Genomic DNA, 25,643 nt, shown 5'->3' on the forward strand with positions numbered 1-25,643 from the left:
AATCTTGGCGACTATCAGTCCGTACTCACAAGCACCCACACGAATTGCTTGATTCAATTTGTTAAAGAGCGTTTGGCTAAGCGCTTTTCGCCTCAACCGAGGCGCGCATTCTACGCTTTCCTCATTTCGCGTCAAGCGTTTATTTTGAAGTATTTTGCGAGAAACCCGTTCAACTTCAAACACTTGACTCGCTGCGATCTCTCGTAGCGGGAGGCGAATCATACAGCGTTACAACCTGCTGTCAACTGCCTTTTTCACCGCTGCCGATCAGATGACCGAAGCACTTCCGATACTACCTGAAACACTCAACTTATTGATTAACAAGAGGTTTTGCGTTTCGACTACGTCGGAAGTGGGGCGCATTATAAGGGGATCTGAAACTCCGTCAACCTTTTATTACAGGATTATGATGCTGGACCGCAGGAAGGCTGCCAGGCGTTCAATCATTCTGAACCTCGTTTACTGAAACCACACCCGACCTTGCCAATCCACACCCTGCTGCGCACTATATTGCGCACCCTTGCGCGCACAACAACGGACCCCAACATGAATACCCCGCACCGCAGCCTGGCCACCACGCTGTTCCCTATCGGCCTGCTGCTGATCGCCATGGCTTCCATCCAGTCCGGAGCCTCGCTGGCCAAGAGCATGTTCCCCATTGTCGGAGCCCAAGGCACCACAGCGCTGCGCCTCATCTTCGCCAGCATCATCATGCTGCTTATATTGAGGCCCTGGCGCGCGCGCCTGGACGCCAGCACCCTGCGCAGCGTGATCATCTACGGCATGGCCCTGGGTGGCATGAACTTCCTCTTCTATATGTCCCTGCGCAGCGTGCCTCTCGGCATCGCCGTGGCACTCGAGTTCACTGGGCCACTCGCGGTGGCGCTGTGGGCCTCGCGACGAGCGCTGGACTTCCTGTGGATCGCCCTGGCAGTCGCCGGGCTGTTGCTGCTGATCCCCGTAGGCCAGACCGGTGGCGGGCTCGACCCGATCGGCGCCGCTTACGCCGTAGGGGCCGGTGTGTGCTGGGCGCTGTATATCCTCTACGGGCAGAAAGCCGGTGCCGAGAACGGCATCCAGACCGCCGCACTGGGCGTAGTGATCGCTGCCTTGTTCGTCGCCCCCATCGGTATCGCCCATGCCGGCACCGCGCTGCTCACCCCTGCCCTGCTGCCCGTAGCCCTGGGCGTGGCGATCCTGTCCACGGCGCTCCCCTACAGCCTGGAAATGGTGGCCCTGACCCGCATGCCCGCACGCACCTTCGGCACCCTGATGAGCATCGAACCAGCCTTTGGCGCATTGTCCGGGTTACTGTTCCTGGGCGAGCAGCTCACGCTCTGGCAGTGGCTGGCCATTCTCGCCATCATCACCGCCTCGGTGGGCGCTACCCTTTCCATGAAACGGGAAGCGGCGCCACCCGTGGCTGCCGACTGATTTGAGAAATATTTTCATTTAGCCAACCTGTAGCCTTGTACCGCCCGGCGTGGCTGATTAAGCTGTCACCAGATCATAATCTTGACGCTATCTACTGAGCGGTACATGGACGCCGGGGATCATCAAGGAAGAGGAAACGCGCAAACGTCAGGTCCGTTAATGTAGTCGGGCCGTATAAGGACAGGAATGAAACGTATTTTGCTCATCCTGGGCATCCTGGTCATCGCTGGATGTGCCGCGACAGCCAATACCGAGGTGAAACGAGGGAAGAAAGGCCTGCATATCAATTGCTCGGGACTCTCCTCGTCGTGGGAGAAGTGCTACAGCAAGGCCGCCAGCTCCTGTAGCAGCAAGGGCTACAAGGTCATCGCCCGCTCCGGTGACTCCGACGAAGAGCCTGGCGATTACGTTTTCGGCATCAACCCTGCCGGATACACCAGCCGCAGCATGATCGTGATTTGCAAGTAACAGATGCATGAAGGGCAGCCAATGGCTGCCCTTTTCACGTTCAGAGAGGCGCGGTCCGCCGCTCCAGCCACGCAAGCGCTTCACCTTCCAGCAAAGGGGCAAGCCGCTCGCGCACCGTCTGGTGATAGCTGTTCAACCAGGCAATATCCTCGCTGCCCAGCGCCTCGACCAACAGGCAGCGCGTGTCGATCGGGCACAGGGTCAAGGTCTCGAACGCCAGGAACTCGCCAAACTCGCTGGTACCGACCTCGCGGTTGACTACCAGGTTTTCGATGCGCACCCCCCACTGCCCTGGTCGGTAGGTCCCCGGCTCGATGGAGCTGATCATCCCCGGTTGCATGGCCGTCTGCGGCGTGGCGGCTGCCTGGTAGGCAATTACCTGCGGACCTTCATGCACATTCATGAAATAGCCGACACCGTGGCCGGTGCCATGCCCGTAATCGACCTGGTCAGCCCAGATCGGCGCCCGGGCGATGGCATCGAGCAGCGGCGAGAGGATCCCACGCGGGAACCTGGCCCTGGACAGCGCGATCATGCCCTTGAGCACCCGCGAGCAATCCGCCTGCTGTTCGCGGCTGGGCTCGCCGATCGGCACCATCCGCGTGATATCGGTTGTTCCGCCCAGGTATTGGCCACCCGAATCGATCAACAGCAGGCCGTTGCCTTCGATCACGGCATGGGACTGCTCGGTGGCGCGGTAGTGCGGCATGGCGCCATTGGCGTTATAGGCCGCGATGGTGGAAAAGCTCAGCGATACAAAGCCCGGACGGCGGGCACGGGCCGCGCTCAACCGCTCATCAATGGTCAGCTCTGTGATGTGCTGGGTCCCTTGGTTCGCTTCGAACCAGGCAAAGAACTCGCACAATGCCGCGCCGTCCTGCTCCATGGCCTGGCGGATATGGGCGAGATCCCCTTCACCCTTGCGCGACTTGCTCAAGGTCGTCGGATTGATGCCCTCGACCAGCCGAACCTGCCCATGCAGGTGATCCAGCAACCCACGGGTGACCCGCGCCGGATCCACCAGCAGGCTGGCCGTGGCCGGAATCGCCGACAACGCGTCGCCGACCGCTGCGTAGTCACGGACCTCGATACCATCGGCCGCCAATACATCGCGCAGGTGCCCATCGACCTTGTCACGCCCAACGAACAGGTACGCCTTGTCCTGGCTGACCAACGCGAAAGAGACGAACACAGGGTTGTAGGAAACGTCGCTGCCACGCAGGTTGAACAGCCAGGCGATATCGTCGAGCGTGGCAATAAAATGCCAGTCGGCGCCTTTTTCCTGCAGGGTGCCCCGCAGCTCGGCAAGCTTTTGCGCACGATTGACGGTCGCATGGGGCGGCAGGTGCTGGTAGACCGGATTGCCCGGCAACAATGGCCGCTCGCTCCAGACCCCGGCCAGCAGATCGATGTCCGTACGCAACTTTGCGCCCCGTGCCTGCAGACGCTCGCTTAGCTGGCGGGCTGCGGCCACTGCCATGACCGCGCCGTCCACCGCAACGGTACCATCGACCTCCGCACCCAACCACTCCAACGCGCCTGGCTGGCCGGGCCGCAGCTTCATCAGCTCGATGCCACTGCCGGCCAGTTCCTTGTTCGCTTGTTCCCAATAGCGACTGTCAGCCCAGAGCCCAGCGAAATCCGCCGTGACCACCAACGTGCCCACCGACCCCTCGAAGCCGGACAACCATTGCCGTCCCTGCCAATAGCCAGGCAAGTACTCGGACAAATGCGGGTCGGCCGAAGGCACCAGCAAGGCAGCCACGCCCTCCCGGGCCATGGCCTCGCGCACGCGGGCAAGGCGCGCCGGTACGGGTTCGTGAAGCGGGGACTGACTGTTCATGCGCACTCCTGCGGATAGGTGTCGACGGGTCCAAGCCGTTGATAATGAAACAGCTGGCGGGCGCCCGCAATCACCACGACCGTAACAAGGCATGCATTGCCCCAAGTGCCCTGCCGACCGTCGATCCTTCCTCCTGAACTAAACAGCCTACGCGCCTTCACACCCCTTACACACCCTGCGAACGCGAGGTTGGCCATGCCCCACTCCCGCGCACCGAAAACCGCGGTCGTGCTCCTCGACACCCGGGCGCACACGCCGGACCATGAGCAGGCGACGCACCTGAAAATCGCCCAGTACCTGGCACACCTGCTGGGCATCGATCGGGTCGAGTCAGCGCCCGTACCCAGCACCGATGCCCGCTGTTACTACGTGCCGAGCGACACCCTGGTCGACCCGACGCGCCAGATGGCACTCGGCATCCATGGCGAAGAGGACCTATTCGGCGGTGCGGTCAGCCATCCACACATGGCCACCAAGGCGATTTCCCATCCCCTGCCAGCCGATGCCAGCTTTCCACCCGGCTGGACGGATGCCTTCGCCCAACTGGCCAGCGACGCCCTGCTGCGCGGCTACACGGTGTTCTCCAAGGCAGACGCGCGCCGCGCCGCCGAGCTGCTGCTGCGCGACGGCCCGGTGCGTGTCAAGCCGGTACTGGCTTGTGCAGGCAGAGGCCAGCAGGTGATCAACGATTCCCAGGCCCTGGAACCGCTACTGCAGGCAATGGACGACGAGGCCCTGGGGCTATGGGGCCTGGTGCTGGAAGAGGACCTGGACGCGGTCGAGACCTTCAGCGTCGGCCAGGTGCGCGTGGCCGGGCTCACCCTCAGTTACCACGGCACCCAGCACTTAACCCGCGACCACGCAGGGACCGAGGTCTACGGCGGCTCCGACCTGGTGGTGGTGCGGGGCGACTACCTGCAACTGCTGCAACTGCCGCTGGACGATCATCTGCGCCTGGCCATCAATCAGGCCATGGCCTACGAACAGGCCGCCGAACGCTACTTCCCTGGCTTCATCGCTTCGCGCCGCAACTACGACATCGCCCGGGGCAACGACCGCCAAGGCCACCTGCGCAGCGGCGTGCTCGAACAGTCGTGGCGCATCGGGGGCGCCAGCCCGGCCGAGGTCCTGGCGCTGTCGACGTTCGCCGGCGACCCGGCCCTGAAGCGGCTATGCGCATCGACCCACGAGGTGTTCGGCCAGGCGCGACTACCCGCCGATGCCACGCTGTTCTATCAGGGGCATGACAGTGAACTTGGACAACTCAGCAAATATGCACGGATACGCGACCATGACCATCGAGAGTGAAACCGTGGAACTGCAAGTCGAAGGGGAAAGCATTGCCGGCACCCTGGTCAGCCCCGGCAGCCGCATGCCAGGGATTCTCTTCGTCCATGGCTGGGGCGGCAGCCAGCAGCGCGACCTGGCCCGTGCCCGGCAGATCACCGGGCTAGGTTGCGTCTGCATGACCTTCGACCTGCGCGGCCATGAAAAGACCGAAAGCCAGCGCCTGAGCGTCACCCGCGAGCAGAACCTCGCCGACCTGCTGGCCGCCTACGACCGGCTCGCCAACCACCCTTCGGTGAACCCCGCGGCCATTGCCGTGATCGGCAGTAGCTACGGTGGCTACCTGGCCACCTTGCTTACCCCGCGCCGGCCGGTCAAATGGCTGGCGCTCAGGGTGCCCGCCCTCTACTGGGACGACGAATGGAACGCGCCCAAGCAGGCCCTCGACCGCCAGCGCCTCAACGCCTACCGCCAGCTCAGCCTTGGCCCGGCCGACAACCGTGCCCTGGCAGCCTGCGCCGAATTTGGCGGCGATGTACTGCTGGTGGAGTCCGAGCAGGACGACTACGTACCTCACAGCACGTTGATGAGTTACCGCTCGGCGTTCGTCAGTGCCCATTCCATGACCCACCGCCTGGTAGACGGCGCCGACCATGCCCTGTCCAGCGAAGAAAGCCAGAAGGCCTACAGCGCGATACTCACGTCCTGGATCAGCGAGATGGTCATTGGTGCCCGCCTGGACCGCTACCCGCACTATGCGCCTTGGTACGCCTGAGCGCTGCCCAACTGGCAGTGCAGGCCACCATCGGCGCCGCGCACAAGGCTGCGAAGGGTCTGGTAGGCGGCGAAATTCACCCCCCGCGCCTGATGCTCGCCCAGCAGGTCGAGGAACGGCTCCTCGATGAAGCTTCCCGCGGCTGCCGCCCACGCCTGGCGCGATTGCCAGCGCAGGAGCTGAAGCACCCGCCGGCCGTCGTCACTAACCTGGATGCTGACGCTCAGCAAGCCGTCGCAGCGTTGCGCCAGGTGCTCGCTGCGCACCACCAGCGCCTCGGCCAGCGCATCCTGGCGCAGCGGTGGCACGTCGTACTCGATCATCTGGGTGAACCACAGGGAATGGGTGTTGGCCGTCATGTTGCTTCTCCTCGTTTCGGGCTCTTGCAGCAGATGGTCGTGGAGGGTAAAACCTCCAGCTAACTCAAGGTCAAGGATTTTGTTGACGATGAAACCACCTTCCTCCCAGGAACGCCTGCTCAGCGTCGGCCAGCTGGCCGCCCGTAGCGGCGTGGCCGTGACCGCCCTGCACTTCTACGAGACCAAGGGCCTGATCCACAGCACCCGCAACGCCGGCAATCAGCGGCGCTACCCACGGGCCGTGCTGCGCCGAGTGGCGGTAATCAAGATGGCCCAGCGCCTGGGCATCCCCCTGGCCGACATCGCCAACGCCCTGGATACCCTGCCCTGCGACCACACGCCCACCGCCGACGACTGGCAGCGCCTCTCGGCACGCTGGCGCGACGACCTGAGCCGGCGTATCGACGAGCTGGTGATGTTGCGCGACCAGCTCGATGGCTGCATCGGCTGTGGCTGCATGTCGCTGAAAGAGTGCCCGCTGCGCAACCACCATGATCGCCTGGCCGATGAAGGCCCCGGCCCCCACCCACCGAGCCAGGATTGAGGATCAGGCGCTGAAGACCGATGACCGCGTTGGCGTTCGCCTATGCCGATGTCTTCAGCACCCGTTCCACCCCTCAGATCACCACATTACGCACGAAACGCACCGCCTCCTCGCCATCGTTGCGATAGGCGTAGCGGCAATCGCTGGGGAAGACGAAGAACTCGCCCTTGCCCAACTGCTGCTCGCCGCCTTCGATGACCAGCGTCAGGCGGCCTTCGGTCACATAGATCTGCTCGCTCCACCCAGCGGCATCTGCCTCGCTGGCGTAGCACTCGCCAGGGGCGAGGGTCCATTCCCACAGCTCGACCTCGCGCCGGGCCGGGCTGCTGCCCAGCAGCACGGCGCGGCTGGCAGGGTGCACGCCGGCCCAGGCCAGCTCGTCGATACGGCTGGGATCGCGGCGGTCGGGGGCCTGGATCAGGGTGCTGAACGCCACCCCGAGCGCTTCGGCGATCAGGTCCAGGGTGGTGAGGCTGACATTCTTCTCGCCGGCCTCGATGGCCACCAGCATGCGCCGGCTGACCCCGGAGCGTTCGGCCAGGGCGGCCTGGCTCAGGCGGGCGTCACCGCGCAGGCGGCGAACATTCTGGCTGACATGCAGCAGCACCGAAGCCCGGTGCTCGGAATCTTTGTGCACTATATTGCTCACTGGTAGGGGGTGCGCAGTATACTGCCCACTTTGCGGCGAATTGTGCGCCGCCCCTTCCGAGTGCGCAAGACCATGAGCCAGGCCTCCCCCAGCAAGCCCGCCGTCACCTTCCGCCTGAGCAAGGCCGAACTGGTGCTGGTGTTCATCACCATGCTCTGGGGCGGCACCTTCCTTATCGTGCACAACGTCATGACCGTCAGTGGCCCGATGTTCTTCGTCGGCCTGCGCTTCGCTGCCGCCGCGCTGTTCGTCGGCCTGGTGTCGGCCCGCTCGCTGGCAGGACTGACCGCCACCGAACTCAAGGCAGGGGTCCTGATCGGCGTGTCGATCATGCTCGGCTACGGCTTGCAGACCATGGGCCTGCAGACCATCAGCAGCAGCCAGTCGGCATTCATCACCGCGCTCTATGTGCCCTTCGTGCCCTTGCTGCAATGGCTGGTGCTGGGCCGCCGCCCAGGCCTGATGCCGAGCCTGGGCATCGGCCTGGCCTTCGCCGGGCTGATGCTGCTGGCCGGCCCCGAGGGCGGCGCGCTGCACTTCAGCGAAGGCGAGCTGGTGACGCTGGTCAGCGCCGTGGCAATCGCCGGCGAGATCATCCTAATCAGCCGCTACGCGGGCAAGGTGGATGTGCGTCGGGTCACCGTGGTGCAGTTGGCCACCGCCTCGGCGCTGTCGTTCCTGATGATCGTGCCGACCCAGGAGCAGCTCCCCGACTTCTCCTGGCTGCTGCTGGCCAGCGCGGTGGGCCTGGGCGCCATGAGCGCGGTGATCCAGGTGGCGATGAACTGGGCGCAGAAGTCGGTCTCGCCGACCCGCGCCACGCTGATCTATGCCGGCGAGCCGGTGTGGGCAGGTATTGTCGGGCGGATTGCCGGCGAGCGTTTGCCTGGCGTGGCGTTGATCGGCGGGGTGCTGATCGTGCTGGCGGTGGTGGTGAGCGAACTGAAGGTTCGTCGCCAGGATGAGGCAGAGGCGTTGCCGGACGATCACACGCGTCAGCGCGAGACGGGATTGTAACCCTCCTGCACTTCCTCGGGGCTGCAACGCAGCCCCACGGCAACGCTGTCACCCGCTATGCTTTGTAAAAAACTGTTATAAAAAAACAGCTTTTCACAGCACCTTTGTACGATCCTGCAACTGCTTGCGTGTTGGTGATCCCCCCCCCGGCACGTATGATCCTTGGCAAACTTCTCAGAACAGAACGCTATGTCATTGATTGTGCTATTGCTTCTGCCCTTCGTGGGCAGTTGCCTGGCGGCTGTCCTGCCGCACAACGCACGCAACGCCGAGTCCATTCTCGCCGGGCTCGTGGCCCTGGTCGGCACCGTCCAGGTGGCGTTGCTGTACCCTCAGGTGGCCGATGGCGGGGTGATTCGCGAGGAATTCCTGTGGCTGCCCAGCCTGGGCCTGAACCTGGTCCTGCGCATGGACGGATTCGCCTGGCTGTTCAGCCTGCTGGTGCTGGGTATCGGCAGCCTGGTGGCGCTGTATGCGCGCTACTACATGTCGCCGCAGGACCCGGTGCCGCGATTCTTCGCCTTCTTCCTGGCATTCATGGGCGCCATGCTCGGCCTGGTGATTTCCGGCAACCTGCTCCAGCTGGTGTTCTTCTGGGAACTGACCAGCTTGTTCTCGTTCCTGCTGATCGGCTACTGGCACCACCGCGCCGACGCCCGCCGCGGCGCCTACATGGCGTTGATGGTGACAGGGGCCGGCGGCTTGTGCCTGCTGGTCGGGGCCCTGCTGCTCGGCCATGTGGTCGGCAGCTATGACCTGGACAAGGTCCTGGCTGCCGGCGACATCATCCGCCAGCATGCGCTGTACCCGGTGCTGCTGCCCCTGATCCTGATCGGCGCCCTGACCAAGAGCGCGCAATTCCCCTTCCAGTTCTGGCTGCCCCATGCCATGGCGGCGCCCACTCCCGTATCGGCTTATCTGCACTCGGCGACCATGGTCAAGGCCGGGGTGTTTCTGCTCGCCCGGCTGTGGCCCGTGTTGTCGGGCAGCGAGGAGTGGTTCTGGATCGTCGGCGGCGCCGGTGCCGCCACCCTGTTGCTCGGCGCCTTCGCCGCGATGTTCCAGAACGACCTCAAGGGCCTGCTGGCCTACTCGACCATCAGCCACCTGGGCCTGATCACCCTGCTACTGGGCCTGAACAGCCCCCTGGCAGCGGTCGCCGCGGTGTTCCACATTCTCAACCACGCCACCTTCAAGGCCTCGCTGTTCATGGCTGCGGGGATCATCGACCACGAGAGCGGCACCCGCGACATCCGCCGCCTCAGCGGCCTGTTCCGCCTGGTGCCGTTCACCGCCACCCTGGCCATGGTCGCCAGCGCGTCGATGGCCGGGGTGCCGCTGATGAACGGCTTCCTGTCCAAGGAGATGTTCTTCGCCGAAACCGTGTTCATTACCTCCACCGCCTGGGTCGAAGCCGCCTTGCCGGTGATTGCCACCCTCGCCGGGACCTTCAGCGTGGCCTATGCGCTGCGCTTCACCGTCGACGTGTTCTTCGGGCCCACGGCCGAAGACCTGCCGCATACGCCCCACGAGCCACCCCGCTGGATGCGCGCGCCGGTCGAACTGCTGGTGCTCACCTGCCTGGTGGTCGGCATCTTCCCGGCACAATCGGTCGGCCCGCTGTTGGCCGCCGCCGCCCTGCCGGTGGTAGGCGGCACCCTGCCGGAGTACAGCCTGGCCATCTGGCACGGCTGGAATGCGCCATTGATCATGAGCCTGATCGCCATGAGCGGCGGTATCGTTCTCTACCTGCTGCTGCGCAAGCAGCTGCAACGCGGTCGCTTCCCCCACCCGCCACTGATCGAGCGCTTCAATGGCAAGCGCCTGTTCGAGCATGGCCTGGTCCGCTTGATGCTGCTGGCACGGCATCTCGAGCGCCTGTTGACCACCCGCCGCCTGCAGACGCAGTTGTTCATGCTGGTGCTGGCGGCCTTCATCGCCGGCTTGACGCCACTGCTGTACAGCGGCCTGAGCTGGGGCGAGCGGCCGAAGATCCCCGGCTCCGGGGTGTTCGTCGCGCTGTGGCTGATCGCCATTGCCTGCGCCATCGGCGCCGCCTACCAGGCCAAGTACCACCGTCTCGCGGCGCTGATCATGGTCGGCGTCTGCGGCTTGATGACCTGCATCACCTTCGTCTGGTTCTCCGCGCCCGACCTGGCCCTGACCCAGCTGGCAGTCGAAGTGGTGACCACCGTGCTGATCCTTCTCGGCCTGCGCTGGCTGCCACGGCGTATCGAAGGCGTCTCGCCGCTGCCCGGCAGCCAGGACCGCGCCCGTCTGCGTCGCTTGCGCGACCTGCTGCTGGCGGTGCTGGTCGGCGGCGGCATGGCCCTGCTGTCCTACGCCATGCTCACCCGCCCCACGCCCAACGACATTTCCTCGTTCTTCCTCAGCCGCGCGCTGCCGGAGGGCGGGGGCACCAACGTGGTCAATGTGATGCTAGTGGACTTCCGTGGCTTCGATACCCTCGGTGAAGTCACCGTGCTGGTGGCCGTGGCGCTGACCGTGTTCGCCCTGCTGCGCCGTTTCCGCCCGCCCAAGGAGAGCATGCAGTTGCCGGCTCAGCAGCGGCAGCTGGCACCGGACGTGGTCACCGACCTGGTCAACCCGCGCCACGCCACCGACACCGCGTTGGGCTTCATGATGGTGCCGGCCGCCCTGGTGCGCCTGCTGCTGCCGATCGCCCTGCTGGTGTCAATGTACCTGTTCATGCGTGGCCACAATCAGCCCGGCGGCGGTTTCGTCGCGGGCCTGGTGATGTCGGTGGCATTCATCCTGCAGTACATGGTCGCCGGTACCCAGTGGGTCGAGGCGCAGATGAGCCTGCGCCCGCTGCGCTGGATGGGCACCGGCCTGCTCTGCGCCACCCTTACCGGCGCCGGCGCGATGCTGCTCGGCTACCCGTTCCTCACCACCCACACCGCCCACCTGCACCTGCCGCTGCTGGGTGACGTGCATGTGGCCAGCGCGCTGTTCTTCGACATCGGCGTGTACACCGTGGTGGTCGGCTCGACCCTGCTGATCCTCACCGCGCTGGCCCACCAGTCGGTGCGTGCCTACCGCCCCGCCAAGTCCAGCCAAGCAGGAGCCGCCTGATGGAAGAAGTCATAGCAGTCGCCATCGGTGTCCTCGCCGCCTCGGGGGTCTGGCTGATCCTGCGCCCGCGTACCTACCAGGTGATCATGGGCCTGTGCCTGCTGTCCTACGGCGTCAACCTGTTCATCTTCAGCATGGGCAGCCTGTTCATCGGCAAGGAGCCTATCATCAAGGACGGCGTGCCCCACGATTTGCTGCACTACACCGACCCGCTACCCCAGGCGCTGGTGCTGACGGCCATTGTCATCAGCTTCGCCATGACCGCGTTGTTCCTGGTGGTGCTGCTGGCTTCGCGCGGCCTGACCGGCACCGACCACGTCGATGGCCGGGAGCGTGACGAATGAGCGGGATGAACCAACTGATCATTGCGCCGATCCTGCTGCCGCTGCTCACCGCGGCGCTGATGCTGCTGATTGGTGAGAAGCACCGCTGGCTGAAGGCGCGCCTGAACCTGTTGTCCACCGCCCTCGGCCTGGGCATCGCCGTGACCCTGCTGATGTGGGTGCGCACCCAAGGCCAGGCCGAGTCCATCGGCGTCTACCTGCCAGGTAACTGGCCGGCGCCGTTCGGCATCGCCCTGGTGCTCGACCACCTGTCGGCGCTCCTGCTGACGCTGACCGGCATCATCGGCCTGAGCGCCCTGCTGTTCGCCCGGGCCCGCTGGGATGGTGCCGGCGCCAGCTTCCACGCGCTGTTCCAGATCCAGCTGATGGGCCTGTACGGCGCCTTCCTCACGGCCGACCTGTTCAACCTGTTCGTGTTCTTCGAGGTGCTGCTGGCGGCCTCCTACGGCCTGCTGCTGCATGGCTCGGGGCGGGCACGGGTCAAGGCCGGGCTGCACTACATCGCCATCAACCTGTTCGCCTCGTCGCTGTTCCTGGTGGGCGCGGCCATGCTCTACGGCGTGACCGGCACCCTGAACATGGCCGACCTGGCATTAAAAGTGCCGCTGGTGCCGGAAGCCGATCGCGGCCTGCTGCATGCCGGCGCGGCGATCCTGGCGGTCGCCTTCCTGGCCAAGGCCGGGGTCTGGCCGTTGAACTTCTGGCTGGTACCGGCGTATTCGTCGGCCAGTGCGCCGGTAGCCGCGCTGTTCGCGATCATGACCAAGGTCGGGTTGTACGCCATCCTGCGCCTGTGGACGCTGCTGTTCTCCGGCCAGGCCGGCGCCTCGGCGTTCTTCGGCGGGGACTGGCTGGTGTATGGCGGCCTGGCGACCCTTGCCGTGGCGGCCATGTCGATCCTCGCGGCGCAGCGTCTGGAGCGCCTGGCGGCCCTCAGCATCCTGGTATCCGCCGGCACGCTGCTGGCCGCCGTCGGTTTCGGCCAGCCGATCCTCACCGGCGCCGCGCTGTTCTACCTGGCCAGTTCCACCTTGGCCCTGTGCGCGCTGTTCCTGCTGGCCGAGCTGGTGGAGCGTTCGCGCTCGGCCAACGAGGCGCCGCTGGAAGATGAAGAAGGCGCAATGCCTTCGCCGCTGGAGTCGCTGCACCCACCCAAAGGCATCAACCTCGACGATGAGCAGCAGGTGGTGATCGGCCAGATCATTCCCTGGACCATGGCCTTCCTCGGCCTTGCCTTCATCGCCTGCGCCCTGCTCATCATCGGCATGCCTCCCCTGTCGGGCTTCATCGGCAAGCTGAACCTGATCAGCGCGTTGTTCAACCCGCAAGGCATGGGTGTCAGCCCGGAGCAACCGCTGGGCGTCGCGGGCTGGACCCTGGTCACCCTGTTGGTGCTGTCCGGCATGGCCTCGCTGATCGCCTTCGGCCGGGTGGGCATCCAGCGCTTCTGGAAGCCCGAGGAACGCCCCTCGCCGGTGCTGCGTCGCTATGAATGCGTGCCTATCGTCATTCTCCTGGGCCTGTGCATCTTCCTCAGTCTCAAAGCTGAGCCGCTGCTGCGCTACACCCAGGACACCGCCGCGAGCCTGAGCACGCCGGAGGCCTACGTCAAGGCGGTGATGGCCACCCGGCCACTGCCCGGCCCGACCACCCTCAGCGCGGAGGCGCAGCCATGAGCCGACTGTTCCCTGCGCCGCTGCTGTCCGTCGCACTGTTCGTACTGTGGCTGCTGCTCAACCTCTCTGTCAGCCCAGGTAACCTGCTGCTGGGTGCCGTGCTGGGCGTCCTCGCGCCGATCCTGATGGCCCCGCTGCGCCCGCAACACGCCCACGTGCGCCGCCCCTGGGCAATCGCCAAGCTGATTGGCCGGGTAGGCCTCGACGTGATCCATTCCAACCTGCTGGTGGCCCGTGGCGTCCTGCGCGCGGGCAGTACCCCACCGCGCTCGGCGTTCGTGCACATCCCGCTGGATCTGCGCGATGCCCATGGCCTGGCAGCATTGTCGATGATCACTACGGTGGTGCCCGGCACCGTCTGGTCGGAACTGGCGCTGGATCGCAGCGTACTGCTGCTGCACGTGTTCGACCTTGAAGACGAAACGGCCTTCATCGAACACTTCAAGCACACCTATGAACGCCCGCTGAGGGAGATCTTCGAATGAGCGGCCTGCTCGCCTATGCCGTCCTCACCAGCCTGTTCATCTTCGCCATCGCCATGGGCCTGGCGCTGATTCGGGTGTTCCGCGGGCCGTCCGCCCAGGACCGGGTGCTGGCACTGGACTACCTGTACATCCTGGGCATGCTGATGATGCTGGTGCTGGGTATTCGCTACGCCAGTGACACCTACTTCGAGGGCGCGCTGCTGATCGCCCTGTTCGGCTTCGTCGGCTCGTTCGCCCTGGCCAAATTCCTGCTGCGTGGCGAGGTGATCGAATGAACGAAGCTATCGAACTGCCGTTCTGGCTGGAACTGCTGGTATCCACGCTGCTGCTGCTGGGCAGCCTGTTCGCGCTGATCGGTGCCATCGGGCTGGTTCGTCTGAAAGACTTCTTCCAGCGCATGCACCCGCCCGCGCTGGCTTCGACCATCGGTGCGTGGTGCGTGGCGGCGGCCTCGATCCTGTACTTCTCGGTGCTCAAGCAGAGCCCGGTGCTGCATGCGTGGCTGATCCCGATCCTGCTGTCGATCACCGTGCCGGTGACCACGCTGCTGTTGGCCAGGGCCGCGCTGTTTCGCAAACGCACCTCGGGTGAAAACGTACCTGAGGAAGTCAGCAGCGGGCGCGATCGCGGCAACTGAGGCTCATGCTTGGCTCAAGCGCTGCAACTCGCGGCGTACCATGGCGGCAAAAGGCGGCGGGCTCATCCGATAGAGTTCGCCGGCGACCCAGGCCAGCCAGCCGCCGTGCAGCGCCTCTCGGCGCGCAAGCAGGCGCTCGGCCTCCTCCACCGCACGTGCCTGGTGCAGGCGGTGAAAGTCGGCCCGCGAGCCCGCGGTGGGCTCGTCGATCATTCGCTGGCCTTGAAGGTGGTCAACTCGCCCTTGCGCCATTTGGCGACCTTGCCGGTCACCGCCTTGAGCAGTTTGCCCAGGCCTTCCTGCACCTGTTGCTGGGCAGCGAACACCAGCATCACGCCATGCCCGTCGCGAAACACGATACCGTCGCCTTCCGGTACCGAGACGAAGGCGTAGTCGCCCTGGCCATAGACGTTCAGCTTGATCTCGCGAAAGCGCAACTCCAGCTTGCCACCCTCACGGCTGGGCAACACCGCGGCACGGAAGTGGTCACCCACCTTCAATTCGAGGCGCTGCTTGTCGTCGACCACCATGGCGTCTTCGGTGTCGATTTCGGCCATGTACAGGCCTTCCGGGTTCTGCTCGGTGACATAGATGAAACGCCCGTGGAACAGCTTGACCAGCTGTGCGCGCAAGTCGCCCAGGGCGAACAACGCATGGGTATCCAGTGTACTGACTGCCAATGAAGGGCTCCTCACATCGATTGCAACGGCCACGCCACGGACACAAGTTGCGTCAGGTGACAGGCACTTTTTAGTCAAGGTCCGCAGGACCGTGGAAACAAGCGACAAAGCGTCCACGCGCAACGGCGCAAGGGCAACCAGGAAGCAGTTCACCCAGCCACCGCCCGGCGATGCGAAGTAAGCTTCGGCTCGATTCCGCAAAGGGAAACGTAATGTCCGACAGCGCAAATGCCGGAAAGGATGCGACAAGCAGCACCAGTTCTTTCGCCAGAAAGGAATGCTGGCCTTCAGTCGCGCATTACAGGAGAGCGAATATGCACGAAAACACTGAAACCCGTCGAGAGGCACGTAACATTTCCGGCCATGATATGCCTCGCTATATCGTCATTCCCGCCGGTGTCGCCTTCTACCACATCGCCGAACGCGATACGGGCCGGGTCAGGGGTTTTCGCCAGTGCCACGAGCAGGCTTGCGCACTGGCCCGACAATTCGAGCGCTGAACGCCTCAGGCCGCGTTGCAGCTGTCCAGCAGGGCCAGCCAGGCATCCCGGCATTCCAAGGCTTCGGCGCGGCTGGCGAATGCTGTGCCGCGACGCTCGCCATCGACCAGTACCACCCAACACACACGGTTGCCCAGGGCCTGCATTGAGCGCGGCACGCCAGTCCCGATCATGACGGCGACATCGACTTGGCTATTCATCATTCCCTCCGGAATTTAATTAGCAACCTAACGATGCACGCATGATACGGCCTGCCCTGCCTGGGAAAAAGCGCCGCCAGGTACAGCTGTATTGCAATTCCGGCAACAAATCCGCTCAATCCAATTGCGCGGATCTGGCCTTCGACACGTGCTGCCAGCCCCGTAATCTGTGCAAGCTGCACACCGGTTTGTTCGACCCGGTACCTAGCTCATCGGCCACCGCGACGCCACGTCCGTGCTCGCCGACACGTGGCGCCTGGATGGCGGCGGCCACGCTTGATGCAAGGCAAGAAAACACGAAGGCCCCAGGGATCGCTCCGCGGGGCCTTGCACAAGGCGTTGGATCAGACCTGCCGCTGGTGGCGGTCGAGCTGTTCGTGACGCTCCTGGGCTTCGATGCAGTACTTGGTGGTCGGGCTGATCAGCAGGCGCTTCAGGCCGATCGGCTCGCCGCTGTCGTCGCACCAGCCGAAGCTTTCGTCGGTGATGCGGTCCAGCGCCATCTCCAGTTGCGGCAGCAGACGCTGGTCGCGGTCGATGGCATTGACCAACCAGGTGCGTTCTTCCTCGACCGACGCCACGTCAGCGGGATCCGACGGGGTATCCAGGCTTTCGATGGCGGTGCGGCTGAGTTCGATGCGCTCGTGAGTTTCGACTTTCATCGCCTGCAGCAGCGCGGTGAAATACGCGAGCTGCTCGGCGTTCATGTAGTCATCGGCCGACATGGCCAGCAACTGTTCCTTGGTCATCGATTTCTCTATGAAAAAATGTGCATATGGGCGATTCGGGTGCCACAGACGGTGGCACGTCGGTGGCGGAATTCTTCAAGCGCCAACCGGCACTCTTTTACAGGGGGCGGAAGTCTAAGGTGCCGCGCGGCAGTGGGCAACAGAAATGACGGGGGATTTGACCGAAATGGCCAGGAATCCGCTAATTGGCGTCGTGGTTTGCCGGGTTTGCGCGTCTGTCGGGCGTCTCAGTGCAATATGCCGCAACAAACACGGTGCTGTCAGCCCCGCCCAACGTCCCACACCTCGGGACGCAGTCACCACCGCTGGTTCTGCGCAGCTATCCGCGGACTGGGTAGTAGTCGGCTAAAGCCCCGGCAAGCACGAAAAATCGCCTGATGTGCCTCTTTCAAACACCAGGCCAGGACCATGACCGACAACCTGCACCACCGTATAGCCCGCTCCAGCAACCTGGATTGCAAGGTCGCCCTACGCTTCAGTGATCGCCCGGTACTACTCGACGCCGCTGATCAGATCCTGCGCCAGCAATGGCAGCGGCACTTGCCAGACAACCCCTATGACCCGCTCGCGCTGTATTTGGCAAGCCGCCATCCACGCACGGGTGACACCTGGGTGCGCCCCTTGTCGCACGTGCTCGTAGAGCGCTACTGCGCAAAAAAGACCATGAACCTGAGCGATGGCGAAAACTTCGTCACCACCCACGTGGATGGGGATCCGGCCTGGCAGGTGGACATCGACCTGCATCCGGTCGAGTTGCTGATCGACGAGGCCGGGCCGTTTCTGCTCGAGGCCTATGAACAATCGCTGACTGCCTACTGGAGCGCCTTCGATAACAGCGGGCAGACACCCTGGCAATGGTATGCAGCGTTCCTGCGTGCTCAGTTGCAAACCGCTGTCGACGCTCACCGTAGCGCGGGGAGCCTTCCCGGTTTCGCCCTGGCAGTCGCCACCTTGGTGCATGACCAGCCATTCGCGCAAGGACTGGACAGGTGGAGTAACACGGCAGGTCTGAAGGTTTCCCATCTTGGCGTGGATTTCTCTGCCGATGGGACGCTCGATATCGACCTTGCCAGCGCCTTGCTCATCGAACACGCCGATGGTGATCCCACACGCGATCTGACCTTGCTCTTCACGTTGGCCGGCAAGCTGTACAGTTTCAAGTCCCGTCAGGACATGCTCGAGGCGATTGGCCGCTACTGGCCCGCCGCGCCCCACCACGCCCCACGCCAGGTCAGCATCAGCCTATCGAGCCAAGGGCACTTCGAAACCCAGGCACTGGGCCTGCTCGATCAGCAGTTGCGGGTCATCACCCACCGTGCGGGGCAGTATCGAACCAGGCTCGATGCCCTCAACATGAACCTGGACCTGGACCGGCTGACCTCCATGATCTCCCTGTGCAGCGAAGTCGAGGCCACTAAACGCCAGAGTTTGTTGCAGCATCTGCCAAACTGGCTGCGCAATGCCCAGAGCCGCTCGCTGATACACTTCAGCACGCTGCTCCTCGATGTCGCCCAAGGGTGTCAGGACAACCAAGGCCAGTTCTGGCTGGATGGCGTCGACAACGCACAAGGCTTTGCCAACCGGCAACTGGCTGCACGCTTCGCGGCTGATCACCCCGATGACAGTGTCGATCCCAAGCATGTCAGGGTTTGCAACTACCAGACCACCGGCGTCGCCGCGCCTGCCCAAGGCGGGGTCTTTACCACTGGCGAGGTGACGCCGGTCGAGTACACACTGGCCCAGCTGGCAATCGGCAACCTCGGCCTGCTCCGACCGGGCCGGGTCGAACTGCGTTCGACTGACCCGAGCCCCTTGCCCGAATGGATGACCGAGAGCTACCTGCGCAGCGTGGTCAGCGAGCTGGACATCGGTGCAAGCTACCCTGCCATGCTGCGCCGCAAGCTGCTGGACGATCCGAACGGGCGCGTGGCTCGTCAGCGCCTGCTCACCACTCAATTGCGCAGCCAGCTGCCCGCGTTGGCACAGGAGCTTTATCTACGTGGCAAACTGCCGGACCAGCAAGCTGCCAGCCGTATCGCCCAAGTGTTCTGGACGGCCGAAGATGACGAAGCCCGACGCTGGATCATGCGCCCGCTGGGTTTCATCAAGTCGCCTGGAGCATCGGTGGATCACCCCTGCAACACCTGGCTGATCGAACCGCTGTCCGCCGGCGCCGAGACCTGCCTGTTGTACCGTCCGCTGCATGAGGACACACTTCTGCAGTTCAGCGATCGGCTGGCGCTGTTCGTCGCCATCAGCAGCCCCGGCAAGCTGCAGGATGACCTGCTGCAACGCCTGGCGCCCGAGAACCGACGATTCTATGCCCATGGCGGCTTTCTGGAGCCTCATCTGTTCGTGGTACTCGAGGACACCAATGCGCTGCCATGGGGCACACCGGCGCCGGTGGAGCTGGCGAGGGAAGCCCCCGTCGCCGACCCTGGTGCGGCGCTCTACCTGGCTTGCGTGAACGAATCACTGCAGCACTTCGAAGAACATGCAGCAACCACCGCGCAAACCCGCTGGGCGCGCTGGAAGGAATTGGGATTGCTGCTGTTCAACACCCTGCTGCCACTCGCCGGTGGCACGCTGGGCAAAGTGGCGTGGCTGGCGCAGATGGAGGTGGCGCTGGCCGAGTACGTGGACGCGGATGCCGAACGCGAGCCGAGCAGGTATCGCCTCTCCATCGTCAACCTGTTGATCAACATCTCCATGCTGCTGTTCACTCATTCGTTGTTCAGGCTGCGCCAGGAGCAAGGTGAAACGGCGCCGTTCTCTGCTATCGCCGCCCACCTCACTGAACCCGAATCCTTCGTGCCCGAGCCACCGAAGGTCAGGCAGCCTGCCGACAGCCACCTCGATTTCGCTTGGGCGCGCCCCACGCAAACGCTGACCAACGCCCAGCGCGATTCGCTGAATGCGTTACAAGCCGCCGTCGCCGCCAGCTCGCTCGGCACTCCGGTCCCCAGCGGCGCGCTGCGCGGCCTGTACCTGCACGACAGCAAGCTCTACACGCAACTGGGCGGCAAAGTGTACGAAGTCGAGCTCGGCATGCCCCGCAACCAGATGCGTATCGTCGGCCCAGACCATGAGCATGGCCCGTGGTTACGCCGCGACGAGGTGGGTCGCTGGCAACTGGACCTGCGCCTGGCACTCAAGGGGGGCATGCCATTGGCAGGGCGGATACGCAGGATGCAACTGGACAAGGAAAGTGCCCTGCGCACAGTCAATGAGCAGATAAAGGCGGACAAGGACACCATATCCGAGAAGATCAAGCAGCAGACCACCGTCGAGAAAATCGCCGCCGCGACCCAGGACGACACCACCTTGCAGACCTGCCAAGAGAAGTTGCAGGCGCTTTCCGACTTTTGGACCACGCACATCGAGCGGCTGAAAACCCGCAATAGCTTGGAACCGCTCAAGGATTTCAAGAAGGTCCACGCCTTCGCGGTCTATCAGGACAGTTTCTGTCAGCGCTTGCAGCGCAAGATCCTGCACATGCGCTACCAGCCGGTGCGCGAGCAACTGCTGCAGCTTGCCAGGCAACAACAGCAGGGCATGGACCTCTCTGCCAGCGACGCGAGAATCGCTGCCAGTCGCTTGGACACGCTGGCACCGCTGATCGAGCAGATGATCGACAACAACACCCGCCTGCGCCAGAACCAGGACACCCTGAACAAGCTGGCGAGCCCGCAGCAACCCGAGATACTGCAATGGAGCAAGCTCGCTGCGACCATGCCCGCCACGGCAGAGCGCGACCTGATCTTGCGCTTCCTGCGGCTCGAAGCGCTGGTCAACCGCATGACGCTGGTACACGGGCTCAGCGGCGACGCGCCGTTCTGGCGAGACCGTTTCTGGAGCAACGTCGAGCTGGGCATCGCCCAGCGCGCCAAACTGTTCAGGTTGGTTGACGCCGACGAGGAAGTCGCAGTCCGATTGTTGCGCAGCATCCTCGAACAGTTCCAGGCCGCGGCCCGTCAACTGGGGCACTTTGCCGAGCAGATCAGCGCAGATGCCGCGCAACGGACGATGCGCCAACTACAAGAACAGGTTGACTGGATCCTCTCACGCATCAAGCAGGAGCTCGCCGAACTGCCTGACTACCCGTCGATCAGCACGCTGCAACAACTGCGCAAGAAAGTACCGGGGCTGATCGACACCACAGAACACGGCCTGCTGCTGGCCGAGCCCCGAGCGGATGACGCAAACACCGTTGACATTCCAGGCCCGGACAACAAGACCATCACCCGCACCTACCACCTCAAACAGGGCGAATGGGTCGAGCTCCAACCTGCCCAGGCAGCCACCCAGCGCGCCGGGCAAAGCCTCAAGCGCCTGCTCAACGGCAGCGACAGGCTGATGAAATCTGCCCGCGATGAGGTGGCAAGGCTGCAAGCGGTTTCGAGCCGCTACCTGCCGGTTGAACTAGAGGAGAGCGTGCGCCACCAGCAGGAACGCTTGCAAGCCCGTGCCGATGCCATCGAAGCCCGCCTGACCGAGGACAACGAGACCGATGAGGCGCTGGGCGGCAAGGATGCCGAGCAGGTGGCGCGTGCCCTGCGCAGGCTGGCCGACGAGCTGCAAGGGCAGGCAACGCAGCTGCGCGTGGCGACCGCCATGGCGCAGAAACCGCGCATGGGTGAAGTAATGTTCCTGGTCGAGGGTAAGCATGTGCAGATCAGCAGGGTCGGCAGCCGTACCCGCCTGGCCAGCGTCAAGGGCAGGCCAGCGGACTTCCTCGACGAATATGGTATCAGCCATGACGGGCAGGTGTTGTGGTATGCGCACTTTCATTATCGGGCGATGAACGCTGCAAAAGCCGACTTCACCGCAGGGCACCTCAAACTCGCCGCGCAACGCCATATGCCGGGGCATCGCTACGTCGACGTAAGCGGCACAGTGGTGGAAGTGTACCGCGCCCCGATCACCGCTTCAGCCGCTGCACGGTACTTCTTCAACCTATGATCCGACGGGCGCGGCGAATGCCGCGCCCGTCACGTCAACGGTCCTTGAACTGTGCTTCGCGCTTGGCGATGAAGGCTGCCATGCCCTCTTTCTGGTCTTCGGTGGCAAACGCGGCATGGAATACCCGGCGTTCGAAGCGCACGCCTTCGCTCAAGGTCACTTCGAAGGCGCGATTGACGCTCTCCTTGACCATCATGCTCACCGGGATCGACTTGGCCGCAATAGTCGCTGCCACTTTCAGCGCCTCCTCCACCAACTCAGCCTGCGGCACGATGCGCGCCACTAGGCCAGCGCGCTCTGCTTCCTCGGCGCCCATCAGGCGCCCGGTCAGGCACAGTTCCATGGCCTTGGCCTTGCCCACCGCGCGGGTCAGGCGCTGGGTACCGCCCATGCCCGGCAACACGCCCAAGTTGATTTCCGGCTGGCCGAACTTGGCATTGTCGGCGGCGAGGATGAAATCGCACATCATCGCCAGCTCGCAGCCGCCCCCCAGGGCGAAGCCCGATACCGCGGCAATGATGGGCTTGCGCCGGTTGGCAATCCGGTCGGCATCGCTGAACAGGTCGTCGACGTAGATCTGCGGGTATTGCAGCTCGGCCATTTCCTTGATGTCGGCGCCTGCGGCGAAGGCCTTGGCGGAACCGGTGAGCACCACGCAGCCGATGTTCGGGTCACGCTCGAGCTGGTCCAGGGCCTGGTTGATCTCGCCGACGATCTGCGCGTTCAGCGCGTTGAGCGCCTGCGGACGGTTGAGGGTGATCAGGCCGACCTTGCCGTGGATGTCCAACAGGATGGTTTCGAATGCCATGCAGTCTGCTCCTTCAAAGATTGCGCGCAATGACCATGCGCTGAATGTCGCTGGTGCCTTCGTAGATCTGGCAGACCCGCACGTCGCGGTAGATGCGCTCCAGCGGGAAGTCGCTCAGATAGCCATAACCGCCAAGCGTCTGCAAGGCATCCGAACAGACCTTTTCGGCCATTTCCGAGGCGAAAAGCTTGGCCATCGAGGCTTCCACCAGCGCCGGGCGCCCGGCGTCGCGCAACGCGGCGGCGTGCAGCACCATCTGGCGCGCCACGGCGATTTTCGTCGCCATGTCGGCCAGGCGGAAAGCCACGGCCTGATGTTCGATCAGCGGCTTGCCGAAGGTCTGGCGTTCGTTGGCGTAGTCGCGGGCCACTTCGAAGGCGGCGCGGGCCATGCCCACCGACTGCGAGGCGATGCCGATCCGTCCGCCTTCGAGGTTGGCCAGGGCGATCTTGTAGCCCTGCCCTTCCTCACCGAGGCGGTTGGCCACCGGCACGCGCACGTTGTCGAAGATGATCTGGCAGGTGTCGGAAGCATGCTGGCCGAGCTTGTCCTCGACCCGCGCCACCTGGTAACCCGGTGCATCGGTGGGCACGATGAAGGCCGTGATACCGCGCTTGCCGGCATCCGGGTCGGTGACGGCGAAGACAATCACCACCCCGGCATTCTGTCCGGAGGTGATGAACTGCTTGCTGCCATTGAGTACGTAATGGTCGCCGTCCAGGCGAGCGCGGGTCTTCAGGCTGCTGGCATCGGAGCCGGCCTGGGGCTCGGTCAGGGCGAACGCGCCGAGCATCGAACCGCTGGCCAGCGGCGCGAGGAACTGCTGCTTCTGCGCCTCGCTGCCGAACTTGAGGATCGGCACGCAACCCACCGAGTTGTGCACACTCATGATGGTCGAGCAGGCGCCGTCGCCGGCGGCGATCTCTTCCAGAGCCATGGCGTAGGCCACATATCCTGTTTCGCTGCCACCGTACTGCTCCGGCACCAGCATGCCGAACAGGCCAAGCTCGGCCATTTCCTCAATGGCCTCCTTGGGGAAGCGGTGTTCCTTGTCCCACTGCTCGGCGAACGGCTTCAGCCGCTCCTGGGCAAACGCCCGCACTGCGTCAGCGATCTGTTGTTGCTCGTCAGTTACCAGCATGATTCACCTCAGTACAGGCATTCGACGGCCATGGCCGTCGCTTCGCCACCGCCTATGCAGATGGCCGCCACGCCACGACGCAGGTTGTTCTGGCGCAGGGCCGACAGCAGGGTCACCAGGATACGCGCGCCCGAGGCGCCGATCGGGTGGCCCAGGGCGCAGGCGCCGCCATGGATGTTGACCTTGTCGTGGGGCAGGTCGAGGTGTTTCATCGCCGCCAGGGTGACCACGGCGAAGGCCTCGTTGATCTCGAACAGGTCGACCTCGGAAAGGCTCCAACCGGTGCGTTCCAGCAGCTTGTCGATGGCACCTATGGGGGCTGTCGGAAACAGCGCCGGGGTGTCGGCGAAAGCCGCATGACCATGGATCACCGCCAGAGGTTTCAGGCCACGCTTCTCGGCTTCGGAGCGACGCATCAGCACCAGCGCCGCAGCACCGTCGGAGATGGAACTGGAGTTGGCCGCAGTGACGGTACCGCCTTCACGGAACGCCGGCTTGAGCTGCGGGATCTTGTCCAGGCGCGCTTTCGGCGGCTGTTCATCATCCTTGATGACGCGCTTTTCCCTACCCTCGGTGACTTCCACCGGGACGATCTCGGCAGCGAAGCGACCATTCTTGATGGCGTCCTGCGCCCGGGTCAGCGAAGCGATGGCGAAGTTGTCCTGGGCCTCGCGGCTGAATGCACCGTTCTGCGCACAGTCCTCGGCGAAAGTGCCCATCAGCCGACCCTTGTCGTAGGCATCTTCCAAGCCATCCATGAACATGTGGTCGATGATCTTGCCGTGCCCCATGCGGTAGCCGCCGCGGGCCTTGTCCAGCAGGTACGGGGCGTTGGTCATGCTCTCCATGCCACCGGCGACGATGACGTCGGCGCTGCCGGCGAGCAACTGGTCATGGGCCAGGATCGCCGCCTGCATGCCCGAGCCGCACATCTTGTTCAGCGTGGTGCAGGTGGTGTGCTTGTCGAGCCCGGCGCCGAGTGCCGCCTGGCGTGCCGGAGCCTGGCCCTGGCCAGCCGGCAGCACGCAGCCGAACAATACTTCCTGGACGCTGGCGGCATCGATGCCGGCGCGCTCGACGGCGGCACGGATCGCCGCGCTGCCCAGCTGCGCGGCGGTCAGACTCTTGAGGTCGCCCTGCAGGCCACCCATGGGCGTGCGCACGGCGCTGACGATAACGATCGGATCATTGGCGAGGGTCATGTTCTTTGCTCCTTACTTGGCAGCCATGCGCAGCGCGCCGTCGAGGCGGATCACCTCGCCGTTGAGCATGCTGTTCTCGATGATATGGCGGGCCAGTGCCGCGTATTCCTGCGGGCGGCCCAGGCGCGGCGGGAACGGCACCCCGGCAGCCAGCGAAGCTCGCACTTCCTCGGTCATGCCGGCCATCATCGGGGTTTCGAAAATGCCTGGGGCGATGGTCATCACACGGATGCCAAAACGCGCCAGCTCACGGGCGGCCGGTAAGGTCAGGCTGGCGATGGCGCCCTTGGAGGCGGCATAGGCCGCCTGGCCGATCTGCCCATCGTAGGCGGCGATGGAGGCCGTGTTGATGATCACGCCACGCTCACCGCCCTCGTCCGACTGCCCCTCTGCCATGGCCGCGGCAGCCAGGCGCAGCAGATTGAAGCTGCCGATCAGATTGACGTTGATAACCTTGGCGAAGCTACCCAGGGCGTGCGGGCCGTTCTTGCCCAGGACCTTCTCGGCACCGACGATGCCGGCGCAGTTGACCAGACCATGCAGGCTGCCGAAGGCGCTGACGGCGGCAGCGACGGCCGCCTTGGCCGCCTGTTCGTCACTGATGTCGGCCACCGCGAATCGGGCATTTGTGCCCAGCTCGGCGGCCTTGGCCTCAACTGCCGCAGCATTCAGGTCGACCAGCATGACCTCGGCGCCGGCCTCGATGAGCATCTGCGCGGTGGCGGCGCCCAGGCCCGAGGCCGCGCCGCTGACGATGAAGTGTCTGTTCTGGATTTGCATGGTGATT

At 64.3% G+C, this 25,643-nt stretch carries 25 protein-coding genes; 14 read left to right on the forward strand and 11 right to left on the reverse strand.

The genetic code is table 11. The annotated features are described in order from the left end of the window. The first annotated feature begins 546 nt into the window (after window positions 1–546). Together rhtA and KHO27_RS13455 are read left to right on the forward strand one after the other, a co-directional pair. The gene (gene rhtA, locus KHO27_RS13450) at window positions 547–1,434 is read left to right on the forward strand and encodes a threonine/homoserine exporter RhtA (RefSeq protein WP_110703577.1); all 888 of its coding nucleotides are present in this window, start codon (window positions 547–549) and stop codon (window positions 1,432–1,434) included. Window positions 1,435–1,620: 186 nt separating this feature from the next. Next, window positions 1,621–1,902 (forward strand): hypothetical protein, encoded by a 282-nt coding sequence (locus KHO27_RS13455; protein ID WP_110703575.1) that lies wholly within the window; start codon window positions 1,621–1,623, stop codon window positions 1,900–1,902. Between the two features lie 40 nt (window positions 1,903–1,942). On the opposite strand, the gene KHO27_RS13460 is transcribed toward KHO27_RS13455, so the two are convergent. After that, a complete protein-coding gene (locus KHO27_RS13460; protein ID WP_110703573.1) occupies window positions 1,943–3,745 on the reverse strand; it encodes an aminopeptidase P family protein in 1,803 nt (600 codons plus the stop codon). Window positions 3,746–3,940: 195 nt separating this feature from the next. On the opposite strand from KHO27_RS13460, the gene KHO27_RS13465 reads away from it, so the two are divergent. Beyond that, window positions 3,941–5,053 (forward strand): DUF3182 family protein, encoded by a 1,113-nt coding sequence (locus KHO27_RS13465; RefSeq protein ID WP_371926925.1) that lies wholly within the window; start codon window positions 3,941–3,943, stop codon window positions 5,051–5,053. Next, the gene (locus KHO27_RS13470) at window positions 5,037–5,807 is read left to right on the forward strand and encodes an alpha/beta hydrolase family protein (RefSeq protein ID WP_110703569.1); all 771 of its coding nucleotides are present in this window, start codon (window positions 5,037–5,039) and stop codon (window positions 5,805–5,807) included. The genes KHO27_RS13465 and KHO27_RS13470 overlap by 17 nt, the downstream gene beginning before the upstream one ends. Here the strand turns inward: KHO27_RS13470 and KHO27_RS13475 are convergent. Then, the gene (locus KHO27_RS13475; RefSeq protein WP_110703567.1) at window positions 5,786–6,166 is read right to left on the reverse strand and encodes an antibiotic biosynthesis monooxygenase; all 381 of its coding nucleotides are present in this window, start codon (window positions 6,164–6,166) and stop codon (window positions 5,786–5,788) included. The two genes, KHO27_RS13470 and KHO27_RS13475, sit on opposite strands and share 22 nt — an antisense overlap. An 88-nt stretch (window positions 6,167–6,254) precedes the next feature. On the opposite strand from KHO27_RS13475, the gene soxR reads away from it, so the two are divergent. Next, window positions 6,255–6,710, forward strand: a complete 456-nt coding sequence (gene soxR, locus KHO27_RS13480) for a redox-sensitive transcriptional activator SoxR (RefSeq protein WP_110703565.1) — start codon at window positions 6,255–6,257, stop codon at window positions 6,708–6,710. A gap of 73 nt (window positions 6,711–6,783) precedes the next feature. Here the strand turns inward: soxR and KHO27_RS13485 are convergent, their stop codons facing one another. Further along, complete coding sequence (locus KHO27_RS13485) at window positions 6,784–7,347, reverse strand: helix-turn-helix domain-containing protein (RefSeq protein WP_214500360.1); 564 nt, start codon at window positions 7,345–7,347, stop codon at window positions 6,784–6,786. An 84-nt stretch (window positions 7,348–7,431) separates the two neighbouring features. Here KHO27_RS13485 and KHO27_RS13490 point away from each other — a divergent pair, with 84 nt between their 5' ends. The 7 genes from KHO27_RS13490 (at window position 7,432) to KHO27_RS13520 (ending at window position 14,614) form a co-directional block, all read left to right on the forward strand. After that, window positions 7,432–8,376, forward strand: coding sequence for a DMT family transporter (locus tag KHO27_RS13490; RefSeq protein ID WP_110703561.1), 945 nt, complete (start codon window positions 7,432–7,434; stop codon window positions 8,374–8,376). Window positions 8,377–8,565: 189 nt separating this feature from the next. Further along, window positions 8,566–11,472, forward strand: coding sequence for a monovalent cation/H+ antiporter subunit A (locus KHO27_RS13495; RefSeq protein WP_110703560.1), 2,907 nt, complete (start codon window positions 8,566–8,568; stop codon window positions 11,470–11,472). Continuing rightward, window positions 11,472–11,816 carry a Na+/H+ antiporter subunit C gene (locus KHO27_RS13500; protein WP_023632557.1) on the forward strand — a complete coding sequence of 115 codons (345 nt, stop codon included), beginning with the start codon at window positions 11,472–11,474 and terminating at the stop codon, window positions 11,814–11,816. Before KHO27_RS13495 ends, KHO27_RS13500 begins: the two co-directional genes overlap by 1 nt. Then, window positions 11,813–13,492 (forward strand): monovalent cation/H+ antiporter subunit D, encoded by a 1,680-nt coding sequence (locus KHO27_RS13505; RefSeq protein ID WP_110703558.1) that lies wholly within the window; start codon window positions 11,813–11,815, stop codon window positions 13,490–13,492. The genes KHO27_RS13500 and KHO27_RS13505 overlap by 4 nt, the downstream gene beginning before the upstream one ends. Continuing rightward, entirely contained in the window at window positions 13,489–13,977 is a 489-nt protein-coding gene (locus KHO27_RS13510; protein ID WP_102683673.1) for a Na+/H+ antiporter subunit E, read from the forward strand. Before KHO27_RS13505 ends, KHO27_RS13510 begins: the two co-directional genes overlap by 4 nt. Further along, window positions 13,974–14,252: a K+/H+ antiporter subunit F gene (locus KHO27_RS13515; RefSeq protein WP_046854843.1), complete on the forward strand. Its 279-nt coding sequence runs from the start codon at window positions 13,974–13,976 to the stop codon at window positions 14,250–14,252. Before KHO27_RS13510 ends, KHO27_RS13515 begins: the two co-directional genes overlap by 4 nt. After that, entirely contained in the window at window positions 14,249–14,614 is a 366-nt protein-coding gene (locus tag KHO27_RS13520) for a Na+/H+ antiporter subunit G (RefSeq protein WP_046854842.1), read from the forward strand. The genes KHO27_RS13515 and KHO27_RS13520 overlap by 4 nt, the downstream gene beginning before the upstream one ends. A gap of 3 nt (window positions 14,615–14,617) precedes the next feature. Here the strand turns inward: KHO27_RS13520 and KHO27_RS13525 are convergent, their stop codons facing one another. Further along, window positions 14,618–14,827 carry a hypothetical protein gene (locus tag KHO27_RS13525; RefSeq protein WP_102683675.1) on the reverse strand — a complete coding sequence of 70 codons (210 nt, stop codon included), beginning with the start codon at window positions 14,825–14,827 and terminating at the stop codon, window positions 14,618–14,620. Then, window positions 14,824–15,294 (reverse strand): hypothetical protein, encoded by a 471-nt coding sequence (locus tag KHO27_RS13530; RefSeq protein ID WP_046854840.1) that lies wholly within the window; start codon window positions 15,292–15,294, stop codon window positions 14,824–14,826. The genes KHO27_RS13525 and KHO27_RS13530 overlap by 4 nt, the downstream gene beginning before the upstream one ends. 314 nt (window positions 15,295–15,608) lie before the next feature. On the opposite strand from KHO27_RS13530, the gene KHO27_RS13535 reads away from it, so the two are divergent. Next, window positions 15,609–15,794, forward strand: a complete 186-nt coding sequence (locus tag KHO27_RS13535; RefSeq protein ID WP_110703556.1) for a hypothetical protein — start codon at window positions 15,609–15,611, stop codon at window positions 15,792–15,794. Between the two features lie 5 nt (window positions 15,795–15,799). Here the strand turns inward: KHO27_RS13535 and KHO27_RS13540 are convergent, their stop codons facing one another. Together KHO27_RS13540 and KHO27_RS13545 are read right to left on the reverse strand one after the other, a co-directional pair. Next, window positions 15,800–15,994 (reverse strand): hypothetical protein, encoded by a 195-nt coding sequence (locus KHO27_RS13540; protein ID WP_102683678.1) that lies wholly within the window; start codon window positions 15,992–15,994, stop codon window positions 15,800–15,802. Window positions 15,995–16,338: 344 nt separating this feature from the next. Further along, a complete protein-coding gene (locus tag KHO27_RS13545; RefSeq protein ID WP_110703552.1) occupies window positions 16,339–16,743 on the reverse strand; it encodes a TraR/DksA family transcriptional regulator in 405 nt (134 codons plus the stop codon). A gap of 408 nt (window positions 16,744–17,151) precedes the next feature. Between KHO27_RS13545 and KHO27_RS13550 the strand changes: the two genes are divergently transcribed. Further along, window positions 17,152–21,705 (forward strand): coiled-coil domain-containing protein, encoded by a 4,554-nt coding sequence (locus KHO27_RS13550; protein ID WP_214500361.1) that lies wholly within the window; start codon window positions 17,152–17,154, stop codon window positions 21,703–21,705. Window positions 21,706–21,739: 34 nt separating this feature from the next. Here the strand turns inward: KHO27_RS13550 and KHO27_RS13555 are convergent, their stop codons facing one another. From KHO27_RS13555 to KHO27_RS13570, 4 genes are read right to left on the reverse strand one after another with little or no spacing between them, the layout of a single operon-like run. Next, entirely contained in the window at window positions 21,740–22,513 is a 774-nt protein-coding gene (locus KHO27_RS13555) for an enoyl-CoA hydratase (protein ID WP_102683680.1), read from the reverse strand. A gap of 13 nt (window positions 22,514–22,526) precedes the next feature. Continuing rightward, window positions 22,527–23,654, reverse strand: coding sequence for an acyl-CoA dehydrogenase (locus KHO27_RS13560; protein WP_110703547.1), 1,128 nt, complete (start codon window positions 23,652–23,654; stop codon window positions 22,527–22,529). 8 nt (window positions 23,655–23,662) lie between these two features. After that, window positions 23,663–24,856, reverse strand: coding sequence for an acetyl-CoA C-acyltransferase (locus KHO27_RS13565; RefSeq protein ID WP_110703545.1), 1,194 nt, complete (start codon window positions 24,854–24,856; stop codon window positions 23,663–23,665). A gap of 12 nt (window positions 24,857–24,868) precedes the next feature. Continuing rightward, window positions 24,869–25,636, reverse strand: coding sequence for an SDR family NAD(P)-dependent oxidoreductase (locus KHO27_RS13570; protein ID WP_110703543.1), 768 nt, complete (start codon window positions 25,634–25,636; stop codon window positions 24,869–24,871). Between the last annotated feature and the right edge of the window lie 7 nt (window positions 25,637–25,643).

It is taken from the genome of Pseudomonas sp. RC3H12, assembly GCF_018596375.1.
Classification (GTDB): Bacteria; Pseudomonadota; Gammaproteobacteria; order Pseudomonadales; family Pseudomonadaceae; genus Aquipseudomonas.